The sequence below is a fragment of the Chryseobacterium sp. GQ58 genome (assembly GCF_059758895.1).
The window spans coordinates 43,212-66,743 of sequence record NZ_JCAXEH010000004.1; the positions used below are offsets into that span (position 1 = coordinate 43,212).

The following is a 23,532-nucleotide window of genomic DNA, read 5'->3' on the forward strand; positions in this document are numbered from 1 at the left end:
TCCATGAGCGAATTGAAATGGTATGTGCTGAAAGCGATCAGCGGACAGGAAAATAAAGTGAAAAACTATATTGAGACAGAAATCAAGCGTTTAGGGTTTGAGCAGTACGTTACTCAAGTAGTTATTCCTATGGAAAAGGTTATTCAGCTTAGAAATGGGAAAAAAGTTCCGAAAGAAAGACCTTATTATCCTGGTTATTTAATGGTTGAGGCCGACCTTATGGGAGAGATTCCTCACGTTATAAAAAACATTCCTGGTGTGATTTCTTTCTTAAGTTTAACAAAAGGTGGAGATCCTGTACCGATGAGAAAATCTGAGGTAAACAGAATGCTGGGCAGAATGGATGAGCTTTCAGAATTTGCTTCTGATGCAGAAATCCCATTCATTGTTGGAGAAAACGTAAAAGTAATCGATGGGCCATTCAATGGTTTCAATGGTACTGTAGAAAAAATTCTTGAAGATAAAAAGAAAGTAGAGGTATCTGTTCTTATTTTCGGAAGAAAAACTCCAATGGAATTAAGCTTTATGCAAGTAGAAAAAGTATAAAAATATTTATTTAAAATATAAAAGACCACTTATTTAAGTGGTCTTTTTCTTTATTGTTTAGTAATAATTTTGCTTTAATCTTTAATAAACTTTTCAGATAATTGTTTTCCGAAATTATCAGCTGCTTTTAGAATATATATTCCTTTTTGTAATTCATAAATATCAATATGATTTCCTTTTGGATGTCTTTTTAAAAGCTTTCCATCTAAAGAATAAATTTCAATAGCCTGTAATTCTTCTGAAAAGAATAGTGTATTTTTTGCAGGATTCGGATAAATGTCAAGATTCTTTTTGTTGACTTCAGATGTCGCCAACACATTACATTCCACATCATAAATATCATTAGTGATCGTCCATCCTTTTAAGTTGGTTAAAATATTTCTCGCCGTTACTGCCTGCGGAGTAGAATATGCCAGTCCGGAAGAACCTAAAGTTAAATTATTTGGAGTCGAAACGCTGTTGGCCCAGCCATGTAAAGTAGAATTGTAGTTGTTGCATGATAAACCGGAAAAATCCAACATCGAATCGATTTGTGAAGCCATTGCTAAATTAAAACTGCTTAAGTCTTGATTGAAAACAGGAGCGTTTTTAAACATATTACGCATGTCTGTAACCTTTGAAGTGTCCCAGTTATCAAGAGGCTGATTGAATACAGGTGAATTTTGAAACATAGAATACATCGTGGTGACGTTGGACGTGTTCCAATTCTCGATAGGTTGATTAAACATCTGTGCTTCATAAAACATAGATCTCATGTTGGTAACAAGTGAAGTATTCCAGTTTCCGATAGGCTGGTTAAATTTTTTAGATCCGGCAAACATATCAAGCATATTTGTAACCTTTGAAGTATCCCAGTTTTCTATAGGCTGATTAAAAAGGTAATTTTCCCTAAACATACCGCTCATATTGGTAACAAGAGACGTATTCCAGTTTCCGATGGGCTGATTAAATTTAATAGCATTATGAAACATAAACATCATATTCGTTACTTTTGAAGTATCCCAATTTGCAATTGGGCGGTCAAACTTTTCGGTACCGGAAAATAGATAAGCCATATTGGTAACCTTCGAAGTGTCCCAATTTCCGATGGGCTGATCAAACAATGCGGCATCAAAAAACATTTGGCTCATATTGGTAACCTTTGATGTGTCCCAACTCGCAAGCGGCTGGTTGAAGGTTAGCGTGACCATAAATGTCCCGGCCATATTAGTTACATTTGACGTGTCCCAAACTCCTATTGGCTGATTAAATAGTTCAGCATGTGCAAATATAAGTGAAAGATCAGTTACATTAGAAATGTCCCAACTGCTGATAGGTTGGTTAAATTTTTTAGCAAAATAAAAGCTTTCCGCTAAAGTGGTTACACTAGATATATTCCAATTACTAAAAGTAGAATTCCCAACCAATTCGTAGCATCCGGCAAACATTCCGTACATATTTGTAACGTTATCCAAAAACGGGATATCGGTCGCAGTGACATCCATTTCCGTGCAATAATTAAATGCCCTTTCCATAGTCGACCATTGGGTATTTCCCCATTGAGTTACATTAATAATTTTATGATTGTCGCCATGTGTTCCGATAACTTGTATATAAAAACAAATACGATGAAAGTTTCCGTTTCCATTATGTGCTTTTATAATATAGGTTGCATCGGTTGCCACAGAATTGGAGGCAGTTCCAAAATCAATTAAAAGAGGTGAGCCTAAAGTTGTTGTTACATTATTAATAGTTCCGTTATGCGCAGGATAGCCTACTTCTTCCCAATATATTCTATAATTGGTTCCTACTCCCGGAAAATAGATTTGTGTAGATGTGCTTGATGTAGGAACGAAGCCTGTATTGCTTGGCTTCCATATTGTGATAAACTCATTTTGTGCTTTTAGAATAGAGCAAAGCAGCAGAAATACAACCAAAAATAAAGGTTTAAGTTTCATAAGTTTTTGTTTGTTATAAAATTAGGCAAAAAGTTTATTATTAAATCTTTCTAAAAATCAACACTTTCCGTTTGCTATTTCAAAAATATTTCATAATTTTGCAGTCCGAAAGTAGGATTACTGTATGTGAGTAGGTAACCTGCTGAATAATAAATGCTTCCAAACTCATTAATTATTCAATTTTATTAAAAAACAAACAATGGCTAAAAAAGTCTTTAAAATGGTTAAGCTCCAAGTGAAAGGAGGAGCGGCAAACCCATCTCCACCAGTAGGTCCGGCATTAGGTTCTGCAGGTGTGAACATCATGGAGTTTTGTAAACAATTTAACGGAAGAACTCAGGATAAGCCAGGTCAAGTTTTACCTGTAGTTATTACAGTGTACGAAGACAAATCTTTTGAATTCGTTATTAAAACTCCACCTGCAGCAATTCAGTTAATGGATGCAGCTAAAATCAAAGGAGGATCCGGTGAACCAAACAGAAACAAAGTAGGTGCTGTATCTTGGGCGCAAGTTCAAAAAATCGCTGAAGATAAAATGACAGACCTTAACTGTTTTACTTTGGACTCAGCTCTTTCTATGGTTGCAGGTACTGCTAGATCTATGGGATTAAGAGTAACAGGAACTAAACCAACTAACGCTTAAAACTAAGAGAAATGGCAAAATTGACTAAAAAGCAAAAGGAAGCTTTAAGCAAAGTAGAAAAAGGAAGAATCTATAACCTTGAAGAAGGTTCTGCTCTTGTAAAAGAGGTGAACACTGCAAAGTTTGATGCTTCTGTAGATATCGCTGTAAGATTGGGTGTAGATCCTAGAAAAGCTAACCAAATGGTAAGAGGTGTTGTATCTCTTCCTCACGGTACTGGTAAAGATGTTAAAGTTTTGGCTTTAGTAACTCCAGATAAAGAAGCTGAAGCAAAAGCTGCTGGTGCAGACTATGTAGGTCTTGACGAATATTTACAAAAAATAAAAGATGGTTGGACGGATGTTGACGTTATCGTTACTATGCCAGCTGTTATGGGTAAATTAGGACCATTGGGTAGAGTATTAGGACCAAGAGGTTTGATGCCTAACCCAAAATCAGGTACTGTAACTATGGAAATTGGTAAAGCAGTAACTGAAGTAAAAGCTGGTAAAATTGACTTTAAAGTAGACAAATACGGTATTATCCACGCTGGTATTGGTAAAGTATCTTTCGATGCTGCTAAAATCAAGGAGAATGCTCAGGAATTAATCTCTACTTTGATCAAAATGAAACCAACTGCTGCTAAAGGTATTTATGTGAAGAGCATTTACTTGTCTTCTACAATGAGCCCGGGTATTGCAATTGATAGTAAATCTGTTAACTAATTATAATCCTTAAGACAATGACAAAAGACCAAAAAGTTGTAGCAATACAAGAGATCAAAGATTTGCTTCAGGATGCTAAAGTAGTTTATGTAGCAGATCTAGACGGTTTGAACGCTGCAAAATCTTCTGACTTCAGAAGACAGGCTTTCAAGCAAAATATTAAAGTAAAAGTTGTGAAAAACACACTTTTGCAAAAAGCAATGGAACAGATTGAAGGAGTAGATTACTCTGAAATGTTCGAAACTTTCAAAGGGAACACTGCATTAATGATTGCTGAAACGGCTAACGCTCCTGCAAAATTAATCAAAGACTTTAGAAAAAAAGAAGAGAAGCCGGCTTTGAAGTCTGCTTTCGTTCAAGAAACTTTCTATGTTGGTGACAACAACCTTGATGCTTTAGTAAGCATTAAGTCTAGAGAAGAAATGATCGGTGAAATCATCGGATTACTTCAGTCTCCAATTCAAAGAGTTGTTTCTGCTCTTCAAAACAAATCTGAAACAGTAGAAGCTAAAGCTGAAGAAGCTGCTGCACCTGCTGTAGAAGAAACTCCTGCTGAGGCGGCTCCAGAAGCTCCTGCTGCAGAAAGCACTGAGGAAACCCCAGCTGCTGAATAATTACTCTCAAAAAATTAAATAAATAATCAACAAAAACATTACAACAATGTCAGATTTAAAAAATTTAGCTGAAACGCTAGTAAACTTAACAGTAAAAGACGTAAATGAATTAGCTACTATCCTTAAGGATGAGTACGGAATCGAACCAGCTGCTGCTGCAGTTGTTATGGCTGGTCCTGGTGCAGGTGAAGCTGCTGAAGAAAAAACAGAATTCGATGTAATTCTTAAGTCTGCAGGTGCATCTAAATTAGCTATCGTTAAATTGGTAAAAGATTTAACTGGTGCTGGTCTTAAAGAAGCTAAAGATATCGTAGATGGAGCTCCTGCTGCTATCAAAACTGGTATCTCTAAAGACGAAGCTGAAGCTCTTAAGAAGCAATTAGAAGAAGCTGGTGCTGAAGTAGAATTGAAATAATTTTCAATTTTAAATATATAAAGCGGCAAACGAAAGTTTGCCGCTTTTTTTTGCTTAATATTTTACCAAGTTTAATTTTATATTTGAATCATTCTTAAGTTGTTTTTGTTGTCAATGTAAATTATTTTCCGTAAATTTGCAACTCTTTTGGCGCTAATAATTGTACATAAATCAGTAAAATATTGTAAATCAACTCTTTCAAAGTTTGAAAGGGATTTCGTGTTTTATAATTCATTGCATTTTTCGCCTTAAAGTAAATTTTAAAATATTTTGCATTACGCTGTGAAAAGATATACCAGCGTTGCAGTTTAGAATTAGAGTATAAGAATGAAGAATTTAGAATAAAGACCACTTCTGATAGCGCCAAACATCAAATGTCTTTATCTTGCTTTTTATCTTACAGTCTTTTTCTGATATTTTTTGTATAAATCAAAATATTTTTTAACCCTTTCTTAAAAGTTTTATGAGTAAAACAACAGTAATTACTAAGGGAAATGAGAGAATTAATTTCTCAACAGCAAGAGGAAAAATTATAACTCCAGACTTTTTGGATATCCAGTTAGAGTCTTTTAAAGAGTTTTTCCAGCTTGATACACTTCCCGAAGACAGAAAGAAAGAAGGTTTGCACAAAACCTTCCAAGAAAACTTTCCAATTACCGATTCTAGAAACCAATTTGTATTGGAATTCTTAGATTATCTGGTAGATTCTCCACGTTATTCGATCGACGAATGTGTGGAAAGAGGTTTAACGTATTCAGTTCCTCTTAAAGCAAGACTTAAATTGTATTGTACAGACCCTGAACATGAAGATTTTCAGACCGTTGTACAGGATGTATATTTAGGCCCTGTTCCTTACATGACTCCGAGTGGTTCTTTCATCATCAATGGTGCTGAAAGAGTTATCGTTACGCAGCTTCACCGTTCACCTGGTGTATTCTTCGGACAGACTTACCATGCAAACGGAACTAAATTATACTATTCAAGAATTATCCCTTTCAAAGGATCTTGGATGGAGTTTACTACCGATATAAACAGCGTAATGTACGCGTATATCGACCGTAAGAAAAAATTACCTTTAACAACATTATTAAGAGCAATTGGTTTTGAATCTGATAAAGACATTCTTCAGATCTTTGACCTTGCAGAAGAAGTGAAAGTTTCTAAAGCAGCCCTTAAAAAAGTAGAAGGTAGAACTTTGGCTGCGAGAGTATTGAACACTTGGTTCGAAGATTTCGTAGATGAAGACACTGGTGAAGTTGTTTCTATCGAAAGAAACGAAATTATCTTAGACAGAGAAACGATTCTTGAAAAAGAACATTTAGATCTTATTTTGGATGCAGGTGTGAAATCTATCCTGATTCACAAAGAAAATTCAAACGAATTCTCTATCATCCAGAATACTTTACAAAAAGACCCTACTAACTCTGAAAAAGAGGCGGTAGAATATATTTACCGTCAGTTAAGAAATGCAGATCCACCCGATGAGGAAACTGCAAGAGGAATTATCGAAAAATTATTCTTCTCTGAGCAAAGATATTCACTTGGTGAAGTAGGACGTTACAGACTAAACAAAAAGTTAAGCCTAAACATCCCAACTACAACTGAAGTTCTTACAAAAGAAGATATCATTGCAATTGTAAGACACTTAATTGAGTTAGTAAACTCAAAAACTGATGTTGATGATATTGACCACTTATCAAACAGAAGAATTAAAACTGTTGGTGAGCAATTGGCAGGACAGTTCGGTGTAGGTCTTTCGAGAATTGCAAGAACAATCAAGGAGAGAATGAACGTTAGAGATAACGAAATCTTTACTCCGCTTGACCTTGTTAATGCGAAGACTTTAACATCAGTTATTAATTCATTCTTCGGTACCAACCAGCTTTCTCAGTTCATGGACCAAACCAACCCTCTATCAGAAATCACGCACAAGCGTAGACTTTCTGCACTAGGACCTGGTGGTTTATCAAGAGAAAGAGCAGGTTTCGAGGTTCGTGACGTTCACCATACTCACTACGGTAGAATTTGTCCGATCGAAACTCCGGAAGGACCAAACATTGGTTTGATCTCTTCTTTGGGTATCTATGCTAAAATCAATACTTTAGGTTTCATTGAAACTCCATACAGAAAAGTAGAAAATGCTACGGTAGACTTACATGCTGATCCTATTTATCTGAATGCGGAAGACGAAGAAGATAAAGTAATTGCTCAGGCAAACGTTGAATTAAATGACAAAGGTGGTTTCGAAACAGACAGAATTATTGCCAGATTAGATGGTGATTATCCTGTAGTTGAGCCTTCTCAGGTTAATTTGATCGACGTTGCTCCAAACCAGATTTCCGGTATTTCAGCTTCATTGATTCCTTTCTTGGAACATGATGATGCAAACCGTGCATTGATGGGGTCAAACATGATGCGTCAGGCAGTTCCTTTGTTGAAGCCGCAGGCTCCAATCGTTGGTACAGGTCTGGAACAACAAGTTGCAAAAGATTCAAGAATCTTGATTAATGCTGAAGGAAACGGTATTGTTGAATATGTAGATGCTGATCGGATTATTATTAAATATGAAAGAAGCGATGACGAAGATCTTGTATCATTCGAATCTGCTACAAAAACATATAAATTGACTAAGTTCAGAAAAACCAATCAAAGTACAACCATTACACTAAGACCAAACGTAAGAGTAGGTGAAACGGTAGTAAAAGGACAAGTTCTTTGTGACGGTTACGCAACTGAAAACGGAGAATTGGCTCTTGGTAGAAACTTGGTGGTTGCCTTCATGCCTTGGAAAGGATACAACTTTGAGGATGCAATTGTAATCAACGAAAAAGTTGTACGTGAAGACTGGTTTACTTCTATTCACGTTGATGAATATTCTCTTGAAGTTCGTGATACCAAATTAGGTATGGAAGAATTGACGGCAGATATTCCAAACGTATCAGAAGAAGCTACAAAAGATCTTGATGAGAACGGAATGATCAGAATCGGTGCTGAAGTGAAGCCTGGTGATATCATGATTGGTAAGATTACTCCAAAAGGTGAATCTGATCCGACTCCTGAAGAGAAGCTTTTGAGAGCGATCTTTGGTGACAAAGCCGGTGATGTAAAAGATGCTTCATTGAAGGCAGATTCTTCATTAAGAGGTGTTGTAATCAACAAAAAATTGTTCTCTAGAAATATTAAAGACAAAAAGAAAAGAACTGAAGAAAAACTTAAGCTTGAAGAGATTGAAAACACTTACAAGGCTAAGTTTGACGAGTTGAGAAATACTTTAATCGAAAAATTAAATACTCTAGTTAGCGGTAAAACTTCTCAGGGAGTTACGAATGACTTAGATGAAGAAATTATCGGTAAAGGAGTGAAATTTACTCACAAATTATTGACTTCAGTAGAAGATTACGTAAACGTTAGCGGTGCAGATTGGACGGTTGACAACGATAAGAATGAATTGATTAAACAATTGATTCACAATTACAAAATCAAATTCAACGATATTCAAGGAGTTAAAAACCGTGAGAAATTCGCAATTTCTATCGGAGATGAACTTCCTGCAGGGATCATGAAGTTGGCTAAAGTATATATCGCTAAAAAACGTAAACTGAACGTTGGAGATAAAATGGCGGGTCGTCACGGTAACAAAGGTATCGTTTCGAGAATCGTTCGTGAAGAAGATATGCCATTCTTGGAAGACGGAACACCGGTAGATATCGTATTGAATCCACTTGGGGTACCTTCTCGTATGAACATCGGACAGATTTATGAAACAGTTCTTGGATGGGCTGGTCAGAAATTAGGGATGACGTTCGCTACGCCAATCTTTGATGGAGCTACTTTAGATCAGATTACAGAATACACAGAAAAAGCAGATCTTCCAAAATTCGGAAACACTCACCTTTATGATGGTGGTACCGGAGAAAGATTTACTCAGCCTGCAACTGTTGGTGTGATCTATATGTTGAAATTAGGACATATGGTAGATGACAAAATGCACGCACGTTCTATCGGGCCTTACTCATTGATTACTCAGCAGCCGTTAGGAGGTAAAGCTCAGTTTGGTGGTCAGAGATTCGGAGAGATGGAGGTTTGGGCTCTTGAAGCATTCGGAGCATCAAATATCTTGAGAGAAATCTTGACTGTGAAGTCGGATGACGTGATTGGTAGAGCAAAAACTTATGAAGCTATTGCAAAAGGTGAAGCAATGCCTGAACCGGGTATTCCTGAATCATTCAATGTATTACTTCACGAGTTACAGGGTCTTGGACTTGATGTAAGACTTGAAGAATAATTTTAAATTTTAAATTATAAATTTTGAATGTTACAGTTCAAAGTATTAATCTAAAATCTATCTAAAATTTAAAATCTAACAAATGTCAAATAAAAATAAATCAAGTAGATTTAATAAAATAACCATCGGTTTAGCTTCACCGGAATCCATTCTTCAGGATTCGAGAGGGGAAGTTTTAAAACCGGAAACCATAAATTACAGAACGCATAAGCCAGAAAGAGACGGTTTGTTCTGTGAAAAAATCTTCGGTCCTGTAAAAGATTACGAATGTGCTTGTGGAAAATACAAGAGAATTCGTTACAAAGGGATCGTTTGTGACCGTTGTGGTGTAGAGGTTACGGAGAAAAAAGTACGTAGAGAAAGAATCGGACATATTGGTTTGGTTGTTCCTATTGCGCACATTTGGTATTTCCGTTCTTTACCAAACAAAATCGGTTACCTTTTGGGTATTCCTTCCAAGAAATTAGATATGATCATCTATTACGAGAGATATGTTGTTATTCAGCAAGGTATCGCTAAGAAATTGGATGGTTCTGATTTTGATGATAAAGAATTCCTTACAGAAGAAGAATACCTTGATATCATGGAAACTCTTCCTGTAGAAAACCAGTATCTTGATGATGCAGATCCAAACAAATTCATCGCCAAAATGGGTGCTGAAGCTGTAGAAGAATTATTGAAAAGAATTGATCTTGATGCATTGTCTTTCGACTTGAGACACAAAGCTCACAACGAAGGCTCTAAGCAAAGAAGAACTGAAGCTCTAAAAAGATTGAACGTTGTAGAAGCATTGAGAGGTGCCAATACAAGAATGATCAACAGACCGGAGTGGATGATTATGCGTGTACTTCCTGTAATACCACCAGAATTAAGACCATTAGTTCCATTGGATGGAGGACGTTTTGCAACTTCCGATTTGAATGACCTTTATAGAAGAGTAATTATCAGAAACAACCGTTTGAAGAGATTATTGGAGATCAAAGCTCCTGAAGTAATTTTGAGAAACGAGAAACGTATGCTTCAGGAATCAGTAGATTCATTATTTGATAATACAAGAAAATCTTCTGCAGTAAAATCTGAATCCAACAGACCATTGAAATCACTTTCAGATTCATTGAAAGGTAAACAAGGTCGTTTCCGTCAGAACTTATTAGGGAAAAGGGTAGATTACTCGGCTCGTTCGGTAATTGTTGTAGGTCCAAACTTGCAGCTTCACGAATGTGGTATTCCTAAAGATATGGCTGCTGAACTTTACAAACCGTTTATCATCAGAAAACTGATCGAAAGAGGAATTGTAAAAACAGTAAAATCTGCAAAGAGAATTATTGACAGAAAAGAACCTGTAGTATATGATATCTTAGAAGGTGTAATGAAAGGTCACCCTGTTTTACTAAACAGAGCGCCTACTTTGCACAGACTGGGTATTCAGGCTTTCCAACCTAAAATGATCGAAGGTAAGGCAATCCAGCTACACCCGTTGGTAACAACAGCATTCAACGCCGATTTTGATGGTGACCAGATGGCGGTACATTTACCGTTGGGCCCGGAAGCGATTTTGGAAGCTCAGTTATTGATGTTAGGTTCTCAGAATATCTTGAACCCTGCAAACGGTTCTCCAATTACGGTACCTTCTCAGGACATGGTTCTTGGTCTTTATTTCATGACTAAAGAATTGAGCTCTACAGAAGATATGAAAGTGAAAGGTGAAGGTCTTGCATTCTATTCTCCTGAAGAGGCAGAAATCGCTTATGCGGAAGGAAAAGTTTCTTTAAATGCTAAGGTAAGATGTAGATTGCCAATCAAAGAAAATGGAGAAATAGCAACAAAATTAATCGAAACTACAGTTGGTAGAATTTTATTCAACCAAATCGTACCTAAAGAATCAGGTTATATTAATGAGCTTTTAACTAAGAAATCATTAAGAAACGTTATCGGTAGAGTCCTTGATGATACCAATTTCCCTACAACTGTGAAGTTTTTGGATGCAATGAAAGACTTAGGTTATTCAAACGCATTCAAAGGAGGACTTTCGTTCTCATTAGGTGATATTGTAGTTCCTGTTGAGAAAAAGCAGATGGTTGCTTCGGCAATTGAAACGGTAGACGAAATTAGAGCCAACTATAACATGGGTCTTATTACAGATACGGAGCGTTATAACCAGGTAATCGACGTCTGGACAAACACCAACGCTGGATTAACTGAAATGATCATGAGCAGAATGAAGACCGATCAGGGAGGATTCAACTCGGTATATATGATGCTTGATTCTGGTGCAAGGGGTTCTAAAGAACAGATCCGTCAGTTATCAGGAATGAGAGGTTTGATGGCAAAACCGCAAAAAGCAGGTTCTACCGGAGCGGAAATTATCGAAAACCCGATTCTTGCAAACTTTAAGGAAGGTCTTTCGATCCTTGAATACTTTATCTCTACTCACGGTGCTCGTAAAGGTCTTGCGGATACCGCACTTAAGACTGCCGATGCAGGTTACTTGACGAGAAGATTGGTAGACGTTGCACAAGATGTTATCATTACTGAAAACGATTGTGGAACTTTAAGAGGAACAGAAGTTACTGCGCTTAAGAAAAATGATGAGATCGTTGAAAAAATCTCTGAAAGAATTTTAGGTAGAGTATCTCTTCACAATATTTACGATCCGGAAACAGACGTATTAATTGCTAATGCAGATCAAATCATTGATGAAGTTTTAGCTAAACAAATCGAAGAAACCGGTATTGAAGCTGTTGAAGTACGTTCACCTTTAACTTGCGAAACCAAAAAAGGAATCTGTGCCAAATGTTATGGTAGAAACCTTGCAACTGGCAAGAAAATCCATATGGGTGAAGCAGTTGGTGTAATTGCAGCTCAGTCTATTGGTGAGCCGGGAACTCAGTTGACATTGAGAACTTTCCACCAAGGGGGTACTGCAGGTAACGTTTCAGAAAATCCATCTATTGTGGCTAGAAGAGACGGTATCGTTGAAATGGATGAAGTAAGAACAATTACTTCTGAAGACGAAAGCGGAAATACTGCTGAAGTAGTGGTATCACGTTCTACGGAATTCAGATTGGTTGCTGACAACGAATCCAGAACACCATTGATGATTGCTAACGTACCTTACGGTTCTCAGTTAGCTGTAAAACCTGGTGATAAAGTGAAAAAAGGTGATCTTATTGCGAAATGGGATCCGTACAATGCGGTAATTATTGCAGAAACTGCCGGTAAGGTAGAGTATGAAGATATTATCCAGGGTATTTCATTCCAGTTGGAAATTGACGAACAGACAGGATTTGAAGAGAAAGTAATCTCTGAATCTAGAAATAAGAAAGCCGTACCTACCTTGAAGGTGGTAGATTCTAAAGGTGTTGAGCAGAAAGCATACAACTTACCTGTAGGAGCCCACTTAATGGTAAATGATGGTGAAAAAATTAAGGCTGGTAAAGTTTTAATTAAAATCCCAAGAAAATCTGCAAAAGCAGGGGATATCACCGGAGGTCTTCCGAGAGTTACCGAATTATTCGAAGCAAGAAACCCTTCAAACCCGGCGGTTGTTACAGAAATCGATGGTGTAGTTTCTTACGGAAAAATCAAAAGAGGTAACCGTGAATTGATCGTGGAAGCTAAAACTGGCGAAAGAAAAATTTATTTAGTTAAGTTATCCAACCAGATTTTAGTGCAGGAGAATGACTTCGTGAGAGCTGGTTCGCCACTTTCTGACGGTTCAATCACGCCGGATGATATCTTAAGAATCAAAGGTCCAACTGCGGTTCAGGAATATTTAGTAAATGAAATTCAGGAAGTTTACCGTCTTCAGGGGGTAAAAATTGATGATAAGCATTTCGAAATTATCGTAAGACAGATGATGACGAAAGTATCTATCGTTGATGGAGGTGATACTCAATTCCTTGAAGGAGCTTTGGAGCACAAATACGATTTCTTAATTGAAAACAACAGAGTATTTGGTCTTAAAGTAGTTACTGAAGCTGGCGATTCTAAAGAATTCAAGCCTGGTCAGATGATTACAGCAAGAGAACTCAGAGATGAAAACTCTAAACTGAAGCGTGAAGATCAGAAATTAGTAGAAGTAAGAGAAGCACTTCCTGCAACGGCAACACCGGTATTACAGGGTATTACAAGAGCAGCTCTTCAGACTAAATCATTCATGTCTGCGGCGTCATTCCAGGAGACAACTAAAGTTCTGAACGAAGCAGCGGTAGCTGGTAAAGTAGACAGCCTGAACGGTCTTAAGGAGAATGTAATTGTAGGACACAGAATCCCTGCAGGTACTGGTCTGAAAGAATATCAGAATGTAATCGTAGGTTCTAAAAAAGAATTCGAAGATATAAACTAAAATAAATATAAAAGTTTCAGGTTTTCAAGTTTAAAATTTTAAATTAGTGGCCTGAAACTTTTTAAACAAAAATATTTAAACAAAAATGGACAATCAAAATCAAAATCAAGATCCAAACAACATCAACATTCAACTAAACGAAATGGTAGCGTCAGGAGTTTACTGTAACCTTGCGTTAGTAAACCATTCTCCATCTGAGTTTGTAGTAGATTTTATCCAGTTGATGCCAGGTGTACAGCAGGCAAATGTGCGTTCAAGAGTTATTCTTGCTCCACTTCATGCTAAAAGAGTATTATCTGCACTTCAACAAAATATTGCCAATTATGAGCAGCAGTTTGGAGAGATCAAAGAAGTTGAGCCTTTCGTTTTAGGACAAAACAACGTTCAAGCATAAGATTTCTTAGCATACATTATAAAAATGCCTCAATTATTGAGGCATTTTTATTTTTATGTCATATAAAGTTAATATTAACAATAAAATTAATAAAATTAAGTGCTATTTTTCAATCATTCAGTTTATATTTGTTAGATAAAAGTGCGCAAATATGAAAGATGAACAATTTATTTTGGAGAAATTCGGGTTTTTGGGAAATGATTTTTTAGAAGAAATTCAGAAGCATTCTTCCCTAATTAAAATAAAAGCGAAAACTGAAATACTTGCAGAAGGAAATAAAATAAAAAATATTCCTTTTGTGATAAAAGGAAGCTTAAAAGTATATTCTTTGAATGATGGAAGAGAACTTATTTACAATTATATAAGATCCGGAGAAACGTGTTTAATGAGTTTTTCAACGATTTTCAGCGATTATGTAAGTAGAGTATATGTTGTTTCTGAGGAAGATACTGAGGCTTTGGTAGTACCTGCGACTGTTTTACACGATTGGCTGATTAAATATCCGGAAATCAACAAGCTTTTCTATTACGAATTTGATCTTCGCTTTACCGATATAATGAATATGGTAAATGAGGCAGTATTTCATAAGCTTGATAAAAGAATACTAAGCTACATTAAGCAGCAAATTTCTGTAGCCGGAAGTAACCCGATAAAATTGACACATAAAGAAATAGCCAATAATCTTGGAACTTCAAGGGAAGTTGTGAGCAGAGTTTTGAAGAAAATTGAAAACGAAGGCGAAATTATCCAGACGGCAAAAGGAATAGAAGTAATTGCTTAATTAGAACGATTAAAAATAACATTTTAGGTGACTTTAGTCACCTGTTTTTTTGATATATAAATTATAATTTCGAAAGATAATTGTAGGTATGTCAAAAATTTATATTTTTTTGTGTCTTTTCGTTATCAGTTTCATGTATTCGCAGGAAGATTTACTGAAAGATATTGATACTATTAAAACAGACACAGATACTTCTCAGCCGGCTTTTAAAGCATTACAAATTGTCACTTCTCAATCTACAAAGCTCACCGCAAAAAACGATTGGTATATGGTCGTGGCGCATCGCTTTGGAGACATAAGTACGGGATTTAAGAATTTTTTTGGGCTGGATGATGCTTCTACGAAATTAGGAGTAATTTATGGCATTACAGACGGATTGTCATTAAGCCTTTCAAGAGAAACTAATATGAAAACTTTTGAACTGGGCGCAAAATACAGTCTCTTAAAGCAAAGTGAAAATTTCCCTTTAAATATTGTAGGTTATAATGTTTTGGGCATTAATACAGATTTAGATAAAGACAATTATCCGCATCTTCAATTCAGTGACCGGCTTTCTTATCTTACACAAGCTTTGATCTCAAGGAGATTCAGCGATAAATTTTCTTTACAGCTAAGCCCGTCTTACGTTCATAAAAATATTTATGAGCCGGCTATTGAAGACAAAGATCAATTTCTAGCAGGATTGGGCGGACGTTACAAAATTTCAAAAAGAGTTTCCATTAATGCGGAATATTTCGTGAATTTTGATAATCACAGTTTTTACAAAAACCCCTTATCATTAGGAATGGATATAGAAACGGGAGGACATGTTTTCCAGCTTTTATTTTCAAATTCTCAGCTCAATTCGGACATCGGATATCTTACCAATGCAACCGGAAAATGGGACAAAGGGCAGATCTTTTTTGGGTTTAATCTTTATAGAGTTTTTTAATATGAAAAAATTGTTATACATATTATCACCTGCTCTTTTCCTTGCATCTTGTGAAAGCAGAACGTATCAAGAAATTTCTGATAATACACCCTCTCCGGAGCTTGTAAAGTATGCGATAGACATTAAACCGATTGTCGACGCAAACTGCATAGGTTGTCATTCGGCAAATGGCTCTGCATCTTTTCAGCCGCTTACAAACTATAATCAGGTAAAAACCAATATTGATAATATTATAAACAGGATAGAAAGACCAAACGGCGATCCGTTGAAAATGCCTCAAGGTGGATCTTTATCGCAATCACAAATTAATCTTTTCGTCAAATGGAAAGCTGACGGACTTATCGAAAACTAAATATGCTTAATATGAAAAAACTAATATTAATTATTGTTGCATTACTTTTTACAAACTTGGTTTCGGCTCAGAAATATATGTCGAAAACAGGTAAAGTAACATTTGAAGCTTCGGTTCCTTTGTTTGAGGATGTTTTCGCCCAAGATGATAATAATGTTGTGGTTCTTAATTCGGATACGGGAGAAATGGCTTCAGTTTCCGTGGTGAAAAATTTTCAATTTAAAGTAAAATTGATGGAAGAGCATTTTAATGAAAGCTATGCCGAAACATCAAAATACCCGAAAACAACTTTTAAAGGCAAGATTGTGAATTTTGATAAAAACAAATTGACAGGAAATCCACAGAAATATACCATTCAAGGGACATTAAATTTTCATGGTGTGGATAAAAATGTTTCTTCTGCTGCAACAATTTATGCTAAAGACGGGAAAATATATATGCAGGGAAGTTTTGTTGCAAGACCTGCGGACTTTAAAGTCACAATTCCTAAAATGGTTATGAAAAAAGTAGCTGAAAACGTAAATGTTGAATACAATTATACACTAATAAAACAATGAAAAAAGTAATCTTAATTATAAGTATTTTCTTAGGATTTTTATCTGTCTCGGCTCAGGAAAAAGCAAAATCGGTTTTCGATATTGCAAGAAGCGGAACTGTTGCCGAGCTTAAAGATTTAATGAAACAAAACCCTGATATTATCAATCAGACCAACGAAAGAGGGTTTTCTACCCTTATTTTGGCTTGTTACCGCGGTAACACCGAAGTGGCTGATTTTTTGATAGATAACGTGAAAGATCTTAATCATAAAAGTCAGGAAGGTACAGCTTTGGCCGGGCTTTCCATTAGATACAACAAAGATTTGGTAGAACATCTGCTAAAGAAAAATGCAGATCCCAATATTGCAGATTCTACAGGAACCACGCCGTTATTTTGGGCCGTGAAATCAGGAAATAAAGAATTAGTTGAAATTCTTTTGAGCTACAAAGCTGACAAAACTAAAAAAGATTCAATGGGAATGACTCCTTTTGAGTATGCATTGCAAACAAACAACACCGAAATTATAAACCTCTTAAAAAATTAATTATGAAAAAACTTTTACTAATCTCAGGCTTAGCTTTAGCCATTACCGCTGAAGCACAGTTTAGCACCGGAACCGTTAGTCTTGCCGATAGCGGAATGACTATTAAAGTAGATACATCACCTACTACCGCAACTTTAACACTTACCGGTCCCAGTACTTCTTATTTGGGAATAGGCTTTGGAGGAACCGGCCCAGGAACGGGAATGACAGCAGGAGCAGACGGATTTATTTACAATGCAAACTCAACTGCAAATACAAATTTAGATTATACTTTTGCAGGAATAGGAGTTACACCTAATGCAGATGCAGTACAAGATTGGACAATTACTTCAAATACTGTTTCAACAGGAGTAAGAACAATTGTGGCTACACGCTCTCTTGCCGGTGGAGCAGGAGACTCTGTCTTTACTAATGGGGCGGGAAATATGAATATTTTTTATGCGAAGGGTGGTTCAACTACTTTGCAACAACATGGCTTTGGTACTGCAAACAGAGGACATGCGTTATTAACAAAAGCTGGAACATTAGGAATTAATGATGTTTTTGCGGAAAGTAAAAAAGTTCGACTTTATCCTAATCCTGCAAAAGAAAGTATATATTTCACAAATGCAGAGAAAATACAAGCTGTTAGTATTTATGAATCTACAGGCAGAAAAGTAAAATCTGTAAAAGCAGATGGAGAAAATATCAATGTTTCCGATTTAAAATCCGGAAGCTATTATTTAGAAATTAAATTAAAGGATGGAACTTCATCCTACGAAAAATTAATCAAAGAATAATAAACTTAAAGCCGCTGAAAAGTGGCTTTTTTTATTATTATAAATCTAAAGTGCTTTTAATGATTTTTTAACCTGTTAAACTTTTCTGCCAACAGATAAGAAAGTAACTTTGCCAAAAATTTAAAATGAAGCGAAGTTTTCAGGTTTTATTCTTATTAATTTCTTTTACGGTTTTTGCACAGAAAGGAATTGTTGATACGGCTCAAATAATTATTCCGAACAGACACAATAGTTTAGATGCGCAAAATAAGCCTTATGTCATTATGATTTCAGCAGATGGTTTCAGGTATGATTATGCGAAAAAATATAAGGCTGAAAATCTTCTAAAATTTTCATCACAAGGAGTTCGCTCAAAAGCAATGATTCCAAGTTATCCGAGCATTACATTTCCGAATCATTGGAGTTTGATTACGGGACTTTACCCTTCTCATCACGGTTTGATAGATAATTTTTTTTATGACTATAAAAGGAATGAAGGATATGCGATGAGCAAAAAAGAAAATGCAGAAGACGGAAGCTGGTACGGCGGAATTCCACTTTGGACGCTGGCTGAAAACCAAGGAATGGTTTCCGCTTCATTGATGTGGGTGGGCTCAGCAAGCGACGCGGGAGGAAAAAGACCAACCTATTATTATCCTTATCACGAAAAATTTAAACCTTCGGAAAAAGTAGATAAAGTAATCGATTGGCTAAAATTGCCTGAAGACAAAAGACCGCATTTTATTTCATTATATTTTCCTGAAGTTGATGGAACCGGACATCATTTTGGTCCTGAAGCTAAAGAAACTGAAGCGGCCGTTCATTTAGTGGATGAAGCAATTGGAAATTTAGTTCGGAAAGTAAATGATTTAGGTTTAAAAAATGTCAATTTTATTTTCGTTTCCGATCATGGAATGATAAATGTTGATGGTGGAAATCCACTTGAGATTCCTGCAATGCTTTTTAATAAACAGCGATTCGATTTTTACAATTCTCAGACTTTATTAAGAATTTATGTTAAAAATAGTGAAGAGGTAAAATCCGTTTATAAAGAATTAAAAGCCAATAAAACAGATGATTATGAAGTTTATTTGGATAAAAAACTGCCAAAATATCTTCATTTTAGAACAAAAGATGATAAATACAATAGGATTGGGCAGATCCTTCTGATTCCGAAAGCTCCAAAAATATTTTTAGAAAAAGGAAAGAAAACTTCCGTTGGAAAACATGGTTATGATCCCAAAATAGTTCCTGAAATGAAAGCTGTATTTTATGCTTGGGGACCTGAATTTAAAAACAATTTAGAAATTGACGAATTTTCTAATGTGAATGTTTATCCTTTGATTGCTGAAGTTTTGGATTTAAAAGTTGAAAATAAGATTGACGGAAAAATAAAAATATTGAAAGAAATATTAAAAAAATAACTGTCTGAAGGGACGACTTATCAAGGATAAAGACTATCAATAAATAGTTTATGATAAAATTTCGGCGAGCCAAAGGCTCGCCGAAATTTTTGCCTATAAAAGCTGGAACTTTACGGAATATACTTAAATACATCTTAAAAAGTATAAGCCGACAAAAAATTTTAATAGCAAAATTCTTTTTTCTGATAAAACAATATTAATTTTAGTTTGAAAAAGTTTTTTTATTATCAATGAAGTTCCAAAATACTGTAAAAACACATGTTTTTAAAACCTCTTTCGGACAAATAGTAGCGTTAAAAGAAAACGGAATAATTAAAGCAAAAAATATCCGTTATGCATATTCTGAAAGGTTTAAAAAGCCGGTTCCTGTAAAACCATCGGTTTCAGAAATTATTTTTCCTGAAAAAACTCCGGTTTGCCCGCAAAATATCAGCCCGCTTTTAGAAAAAATGATCGGAAAAACAGATCTTAACGGTTTTGATGTTGATGAATCTACACAATATCTTTCGGTATTTCGTCCTGAAAATAGTAATGAAAACGAAAAGTTTCCGGTTATTGTCTGGATTCATGGCGGTTCTTATGAGATCGGATGTGGAGATCTGGCAACGGCCGATCCTACAGATTGGGTAAAAGAACAAAACATTATTATCGTTTCTGTTTCTTATCGTTTGGGTATTTTTGGTTTTTTAGGTGGAAGCAAAGAAAGACCGGCAAACTTAGGTTTGTTTGATATTATTGAAGCTTTAAGGTGGATTAAAAACTATATTTCGGAATTTGGTGGAGATTCTGAAAATATTACGCTTTTCGGACAATCTTCAGGCGGCGATGCAATTGCACATCTTATGATTTCCGACGGTGTGGAAGATTTATTTAAAAGGGTGATTATTCACAGCGCGCCTTTGGGATTGCGGCAAAACAGACAAAAGATGTCTGCCGAACTGCTTAAAAATACAGAAATGTATTCATCTGAAACCGATGCTTTAGAAATTGTCGAAAATTATAAAAACCATTTGCCTTCATTTTTTAAATATGGTTTAAAAGCAGCCATGCCTTTCGGAACTCAATATGATTTTCCTCCTTTGTGCGCAGAAAATGAAGCCGAAGAAAAATGGAAACAGAGCGCCATAAAATACGATGTTTTAATAGGAATTAACGATGAAGAAACCGCATTTTATCTCAGAACTTCCGAAACAATGAATAAATATCTTCCGAAAAAGATCATCAATAAAGCAATCCGAAAAACTACTGAAATTATTTACGGAAAACCGGCACAGGATTTTGCTGAAAATTATGCTAAAGCCGGAGGAAATGTTTATTTGTTCAGAATACATTCGAAAATTAATGATCATCATTTTGGTTCGGCTCATGCTTTTGACCTTCCGTTGATTTTTGGAAACGAATCTGCATGGAAAACTTCAGGAATGCTGAAAAATATTCCGTGGAAATACATTTACGAAAACGGACAAAAACTCAGATCACTTTGGACGGAATTTGCACGAAATGGTACTTTTTCAGATCAATTGGAAAGACCTGAAATTTTGGAACTTAGAAAGATTTAGTTTTACTTTAAAATATAAATAAAACGAATTTCAAACACAAATATTTACAAATTCGTGCTATTTGTATTAGATAATTATTTTGGAATCCAAACACTTACATTTCCAGCCGGAACAGGGAAATTTCCCCAACCGTTTTCATCAATTGTCACTTTTTCTTTAAATCTTTTTAAAAGATCAACAAAAACTTTTCCGGAATATCTTTTGCCAATTTCCATCGGTTTATTATAAGCGTCTTTATTGCTTAAAACTACTGCACAACCCTGATGATTTTCATCTCCTTCCCGAATCCAACCTAAGCAATTGGCGTCCTCAAAATAATCTCTTTGTATGCCGTAAGCATTATTCTTTCTGGCTTTTAATAATTCTTCAATACCGTCAACTTTATTCAAAAATATTTCCTGATCATTGCCTTCTTTATCTTTATCAATATAATGAATGCCACCATATAAATCGGGATAGAAAACGCACGGATATCCTTTTTCTCTCAACAAAATCAATGCGTAAGCAAGAGGCTTAAACCAATGCTCAACGGGAGCCTCAAGATCCTGCAAAGGCTGTGTGTCATGATTGTCAACGAGACTTACAGAATGTTCCGGATCTGCTTCTGTGAGAGTTCCTTCAAAGATTCTTCTCAAATCGTAAGAGCTTCCTTCTTTGGATGCATTATGAAAATTGTTTTGCAATGAGCTGTCAAAAAGACTCATGCAGCCTTCGGTAGCTTCGATATATTTTTGAAGAAGATTCAGGTATCCCGGCGCCCAGTATTCACCAACTGCAAATATGTTTTTTCCTGTATTGGAGCGCAGGAGAGTGAGCCATTCTTTATAAAAATCATAAGAAATATGCTTTAAAGCATCTAATCTTACTCCGTCAAAACCAGTTTCATCAAAATACCATTTTGCCCAGTTGTTGAGCTCTTCCCGTACATGAGGATTGCGGTGTTCAATGTCGTTGAACATCAGATAATCATAATTTCCTTTTTCATCATCGATCATTTCTTCCCAAGTGTCGCCGTATTCAGATTTTATTTTATAAATGTGAGACTCCATGCCTTCTGCATAATCTACGCCACTGAAGCATGTGAAGTTCCATTCAAATTCCGAATATTTTTTGCCTCTTCCCGGAAAAGTAAATTTGGTATAAGATTCTATTTCGATCTCGTCAGAAATTATTTTTTCACGATTGTTTTCGTCTACTTTTACTGCTTTAAATTTCTCAAGTTCATCACCGCCGCCTTTGTGTCCCAATACAATATCTACAATAACCTGAATGTTTTCTTTTTTTAAAGCTTTAATGGCTTTGATGTAATCTTTTTTGGTGCCGTATTTTGTAGGGATGCTGTTTTTCTGATCAAATTCTCCAAGATCGAACAGATCATACACATCATATCCTACAGAATTTTTGCCTTGTGTGCCTTTATATGCAGGCGGGAACCAAACTGAAGTGATTCCTAATTTAGATAAATATTTAGCTTGTTTTTCAGCCTCTTTCCACAGTTTCCCTTCTCCTTCTGAATACCAGTGGAAAAATTGAATCATTGTTTCATTCATAGCTTATTGAATTTGGTAATACAATTTATTGAAAATTAATCTTCAAACTCCTCAAACCGAATTTTGAGCTGTACAGAGACCTGCTTTTTTTCTTCGGTGTTGAGATGCGATAGTGATAATCCCAATAATCGTACCGCTTTGTCAAAAGGACGCAGTTCCCAGAGCTTTTTGGAAGTTTTGAAATATTCTTCCGATGAGCTGAAATATTCTTCTTTTGTAATACTTCTGGTGAATAATGAAAAGTCTTTATATTTTATTTTTAGAGTTAAAGATCTTCCCATAATATTATTTTTTTGTAAACGCTGATGAAGTTCTTTGCTCAAACTTTCAAGCTTTTCGTTGATCTGCTGCTCATCAAAAAGATCTTCAAAAAATGTACGTTCTACGGCTACACTTTTCTGAATGCGATGAGGTTTTACTTCAGACTTGTGAATGCCCCGAACGACGTTGTAATAATACCCGCCTGATTTTCCGAATAATCTTGTAAGTTCTTCAAATGATTTTTTCTTCAGATCTTTCCCTTTGAATATTCCTAAACTGAACATTTTATTGGCGGTCACTCTTCCTACACCGTAGAATTTTTCAACAGGAAGCTCTTCAAGAAAGCTTTCCATTTTTTCAGGATGAATGGTTTTCTGTCCGTTCGGTTTATTGATATCCGAAGCTACTTTTGCTAAAAATTTATTTACAGAAATTCCTGCAGAAGCGGTAAGACCTGTTTGCTCAAATATTTTCTGACGTATTTCTTTGGCAATCTGATTGGCAGATTCCATTCCTTTTTTATTTTCGGTAACGTCCAGATAAGCTTCATCTAAAGAAAGAGGCTCCACTAAATCTGTATATTCATAAAAAATTTCCCGGATTTTCCTTGAAATCTCTTTATAACGGGCAAAACGTGGCGGAACAAAAATAAGATGCGGACATTTTTCTTTAGCAGTTCTGCTCGGCATGGCAGAACGCACTCCAAATTTTCTTGCTTCATAGCTTGCCGCCGAAACAACACCGCGATGTCCACCGCCTACAGCGATAGCTTTTCCTTTAAGTTCGGGATTGTCATGCTGCTCTACGGAAGCATAAAATGCATCCATATCAACATGAATAATTTTGCGAACAGGAAAAGAAGAATCCATATCACAAAGATATGGATTCATTTATTTTCAAAGTTTAAGGTTTTTATGTTTAATAAGCACTTTAATCTCAACTCAGTCTT

General features: G+C 35.7%; 19 protein-coding genes. 16 read left to right on the forward strand and 3 right to left on the reverse strand.

Annotated elements, in window-relative coordinates; genetic code table 11:
* Positions 1–3: 3 nt before the first annotated feature.
* Complete coding sequence (gene nusG, locus AC6CHK_RS11685; RefSeq protein ID WP_267599499.1) at positions 4–546, forward strand: transcription termination/antitermination protein NusG; 543 nt, start codon at positions 4–6, stop codon at positions 544–546.
* Positions 547–620: 74 nt separating this feature from the next.
* Here the strand turns inward: nusG and AC6CHK_RS11690 are convergent, their stop codons facing one another.
* Complete coding sequence (locus AC6CHK_RS11690) at positions 621–2,483, reverse strand: BspA family leucine-rich repeat surface protein (RefSeq protein ID WP_498096310.1); 1,863 nt, start codon at positions 2,481–2,483, stop codon at positions 621–623.
* Between the two features lie 199 nt (positions 2,484–2,682).
* Here AC6CHK_RS11690 and rplK point away from each other — a divergent pair, with 199 nt between their 5' ends.
* The 15 genes from rplK to AC6CHK_RS11765 all read left to right on the forward strand — a co-directional run bounded on the left by rplK (position 2,683) and on the right by AC6CHK_RS11765 (position 20,772).
* Entirely contained in the window at positions 2,683–3,126 is a 444-nt protein-coding gene (gene rplK / locus AC6CHK_RS11695; RefSeq protein ID WP_047444876.1) for a 50S ribosomal protein L11, read from the forward strand.
* An 11-nt stretch (positions 3,127–3,137) separates the two neighbouring features.
* Positions 3,138–3,830, forward strand: coding sequence for a 50S ribosomal protein L1 (rplA, locus tag AC6CHK_RS11700; RefSeq protein WP_498096312.1), 693 nt, complete (start codon positions 3,138–3,140; stop codon positions 3,828–3,830).
* Positions 3,831–3,847: 17 nt separating this feature from the next.
* A complete protein-coding gene (gene rplJ / locus AC6CHK_RS11705; RefSeq protein WP_498096314.1) occupies positions 3,848–4,444 on the forward strand; it encodes a 50S ribosomal protein L10 in 597 nt (198 codons plus the stop codon).
* 46 nt (positions 4,445–4,490) lie between these two features.
* Complete coding sequence (rplL, locus tag AC6CHK_RS11710; RefSeq protein WP_047444870.1) at positions 4,491–4,859, forward strand: 50S ribosomal protein L7/L12; 369 nt, start codon at positions 4,491–4,493, stop codon at positions 4,857–4,859.
* A 463-nt stretch (positions 4,860–5,322) separates the two neighbouring features.
* Positions 5,323–9,144, forward strand: a complete 3,822-nt coding sequence (gene rpoB / locus AC6CHK_RS11715) for a DNA-directed RNA polymerase subunit beta (protein WP_498096316.1) — start codon at positions 5,323–5,325, stop codon at positions 9,142–9,144.
* An 82-nt stretch (positions 9,145–9,226) separates the two neighbouring features.
* Positions 9,227–13,492 (forward strand): DNA-directed RNA polymerase subunit beta', encoded by a 4,266-nt coding sequence (rpoC, locus tag AC6CHK_RS11720; RefSeq protein ID WP_498096318.1) that lies wholly within the window; start codon positions 9,227–9,229, stop codon positions 13,490–13,492.
* An 85-nt stretch (positions 13,493–13,577) separates the two neighbouring features.
* Positions 13,578–13,886, forward strand: coding sequence for a DUF3467 domain-containing protein (locus AC6CHK_RS11725; protein ID WP_498096320.1), 309 nt, complete (start codon positions 13,578–13,580; stop codon positions 13,884–13,886).
* Between the two features lie 151 nt (positions 13,887–14,037).
* On the forward strand, positions 14,038–14,667 hold the full coding sequence (locus AC6CHK_RS11730; RefSeq protein ID WP_498096321.1) for a Crp/Fnr family transcriptional regulator: 630 nt from the start codon (positions 14,038–14,040) through the stop codon (positions 14,665–14,667).
* A gap of 88 nt (positions 14,668–14,755) precedes the next feature.
* Positions 14,756–15,598: a DUF5777 family beta-barrel protein gene (locus AC6CHK_RS11735; RefSeq protein WP_498096323.1), complete on the forward strand. Its 843-nt coding sequence runs from the start codon at positions 14,756–14,758 to the stop codon at positions 15,596–15,598.
* Between the two features lies 1 nt (position 15,599).
* On the forward strand, positions 15,600–15,950 hold the full coding sequence (locus tag AC6CHK_RS11740) for a c-type cytochrome (RefSeq protein WP_498096325.1): 351 nt from the start codon (positions 15,600–15,602) through the stop codon (positions 15,948–15,950).
* 11 nt (positions 15,951–15,961) lie between these two features.
* A complete protein-coding gene (locus AC6CHK_RS11745) occupies positions 15,962–16,507 on the forward strand; it encodes a YceI family protein (protein ID WP_498096327.1) in 546 nt (181 codons plus the stop codon).
* Complete coding sequence (locus tag AC6CHK_RS11750; protein WP_498096329.1) at positions 16,504–17,031, forward strand: ankyrin repeat domain-containing protein; 528 nt, start codon at positions 16,504–16,506, stop codon at positions 17,029–17,031. Before AC6CHK_RS11745 ends, AC6CHK_RS11750 begins: the two co-directional genes overlap by 4 nt.
* Positions 17,032–17,033: 2 nt before the next feature.
* Positions 17,034–17,810, forward strand: a complete 777-nt coding sequence (locus AC6CHK_RS11755) for a T9SS type A sorting domain-containing protein (RefSeq protein ID WP_498096331.1) — start codon at positions 17,034–17,036, stop codon at positions 17,808–17,810.
* Positions 17,811–17,935: 125 nt separating this feature from the next.
* Complete coding sequence (locus tag AC6CHK_RS11760; protein ID WP_498096333.1) at positions 17,936–19,213, forward strand: alkaline phosphatase family protein; 1,278 nt, start codon at positions 17,936–17,938, stop codon at positions 19,211–19,213.
* Positions 19,214–19,443: 230 nt separating this feature from the next.
* Entirely contained in the window at positions 19,444–20,772 is a 1,329-nt protein-coding gene (locus AC6CHK_RS11765) for a carboxylesterase family protein (protein WP_498096335.1), read from the forward strand.
* Positions 20,773–20,846: 74 nt separating this feature from the next.
* Here AC6CHK_RS11765 and AC6CHK_RS11770 read toward each other — a convergent pair whose 3' ends face one another.
* The gene (locus AC6CHK_RS11770; protein ID WP_498096336.1) at positions 20,847–22,322 is read right to left on the reverse strand and encodes an alpha-amylase; all 1,476 of its coding nucleotides are present in this window, start codon (positions 22,320–22,322) and stop codon (positions 20,847–20,849) included.
* Positions 22,323–22,357: 35 nt separating this feature from the next.
* A complete protein-coding gene (gene dinB / locus AC6CHK_RS11775; RefSeq protein ID WP_498096905.1) occupies positions 22,358–23,452 on the reverse strand; it encodes a DNA polymerase IV in 1,095 nt (364 codons plus the stop codon).
* Between the last annotated feature and the right edge of the window lie 80 nt (positions 23,453–23,532).

Coding starts and splice junctions, on each gene's coding strand:
- AC6CHK_RS11755 (WP_498096331.1), top strand. CDS start 17,034: ATGAAAAAACTTTTACTAATCTCAGGCTTAGCTTTAGCCATTACCGCT.
- rplA (WP_498096312.1), top strand. CDS start 3,138: ATGGCAAAATTGACTAAAAAGCAAAAGGAAGCTTTAAGCAAAGTAGAA.
- AC6CHK_RS11770 (WP_498096336.1), bottom strand. CDS start 22,322: ATGAATGAAACAATGATTCAATTTTTCCACTGGTATTCAGAAGGAGAA.
- rplL (WP_047444870.1), top strand. CDS start 4,491: ATGTCAGATTTAAAAAATTTAGCTGAAACGCTAGTAAACTTAACAGTA.
- AC6CHK_RS11730 (WP_498096321.1), top strand. CDS start 14,038: ATGAAAGATGAACAATTTATTTTGGAGAAATTCGGGTTTTTGGGAAAT.
- AC6CHK_RS11745 (WP_498096327.1), top strand. CDS start 15,962: ATGAAAAAACTAATATTAATTATTGTTGCATTACTTTTTACAAACTTG.
- rplJ (WP_498096314.1), top strand. CDS start 3,848: ATGACAAAAGACCAAAAAGTTGTAGCAATACAAGAGATCAAAGATTTG.
- AC6CHK_RS11725 (WP_498096320.1), top strand. CDS start 13,578: ATGGACAATCAAAATCAAAATCAAGATCCAAACAACATCAACATTCAA.
- rpoB (WP_498096316.1), top strand. CDS start 5,323: ATGAGTAAAACAACAGTAATTACTAAGGGAAATGAGAGAATTAATTTC.
- nusG (WP_267599499.1), top strand. CDS start 4: ATGAGCGAATTGAAATGGTATGTGCTGAAAGCGATCAGCGGACAGGAA.
- rpoC (WP_498096318.1), top strand. CDS start 9,227: ATGTCAAATAAAAATAAATCAAGTAGATTTAATAAAATAACCATCGGT.
- AC6CHK_RS11765 (WP_498096335.1), top strand. CDS start 19,444: ATGAAGTTCCAAAATACTGTAAAAACACATGTTTTTAAAACCTCTTTC.
- AC6CHK_RS11760 (WP_498096333.1), top strand. CDS start 17,936: ATGAAGCGAAGTTTTCAGGTTTTATTCTTATTAATTTCTTTTACGGTT.
- AC6CHK_RS11740 (WP_498096325.1), top strand. CDS start 15,600: ATGAAAAAATTGTTATACATATTATCACCTGCTCTTTTCCTTGCATCT.
- AC6CHK_RS11690 (WP_498096310.1), bottom strand. CDS start 2,483: ATGAAACTTAAACCTTTATTTTTGGTTGTATTTCTGCTGCTTTGCTCT.
- dinB (WP_498096905.1), bottom strand. CDS start 23,452: ATGGATTCTTCTTTTCCTGTTCGCAAAATTATTCATGTTGATATGGAT.
- AC6CHK_RS11750 (WP_498096329.1), top strand. CDS start 16,504: ATGAAAAAAGTAATCTTAATTATAAGTATTTTCTTAGGATTTTTATCT.
- rplK (WP_047444876.1), top strand. CDS start 2,683: ATGGCTAAAAAAGTCTTTAAAATGGTTAAGCTCCAAGTGAAAGGAGGA.
- AC6CHK_RS11735 (WP_498096323.1), top strand. CDS start 14,756: ATGTCAAAAATTTATATTTTTTTGTGTCTTTTCGTTATCAGTTTCATG.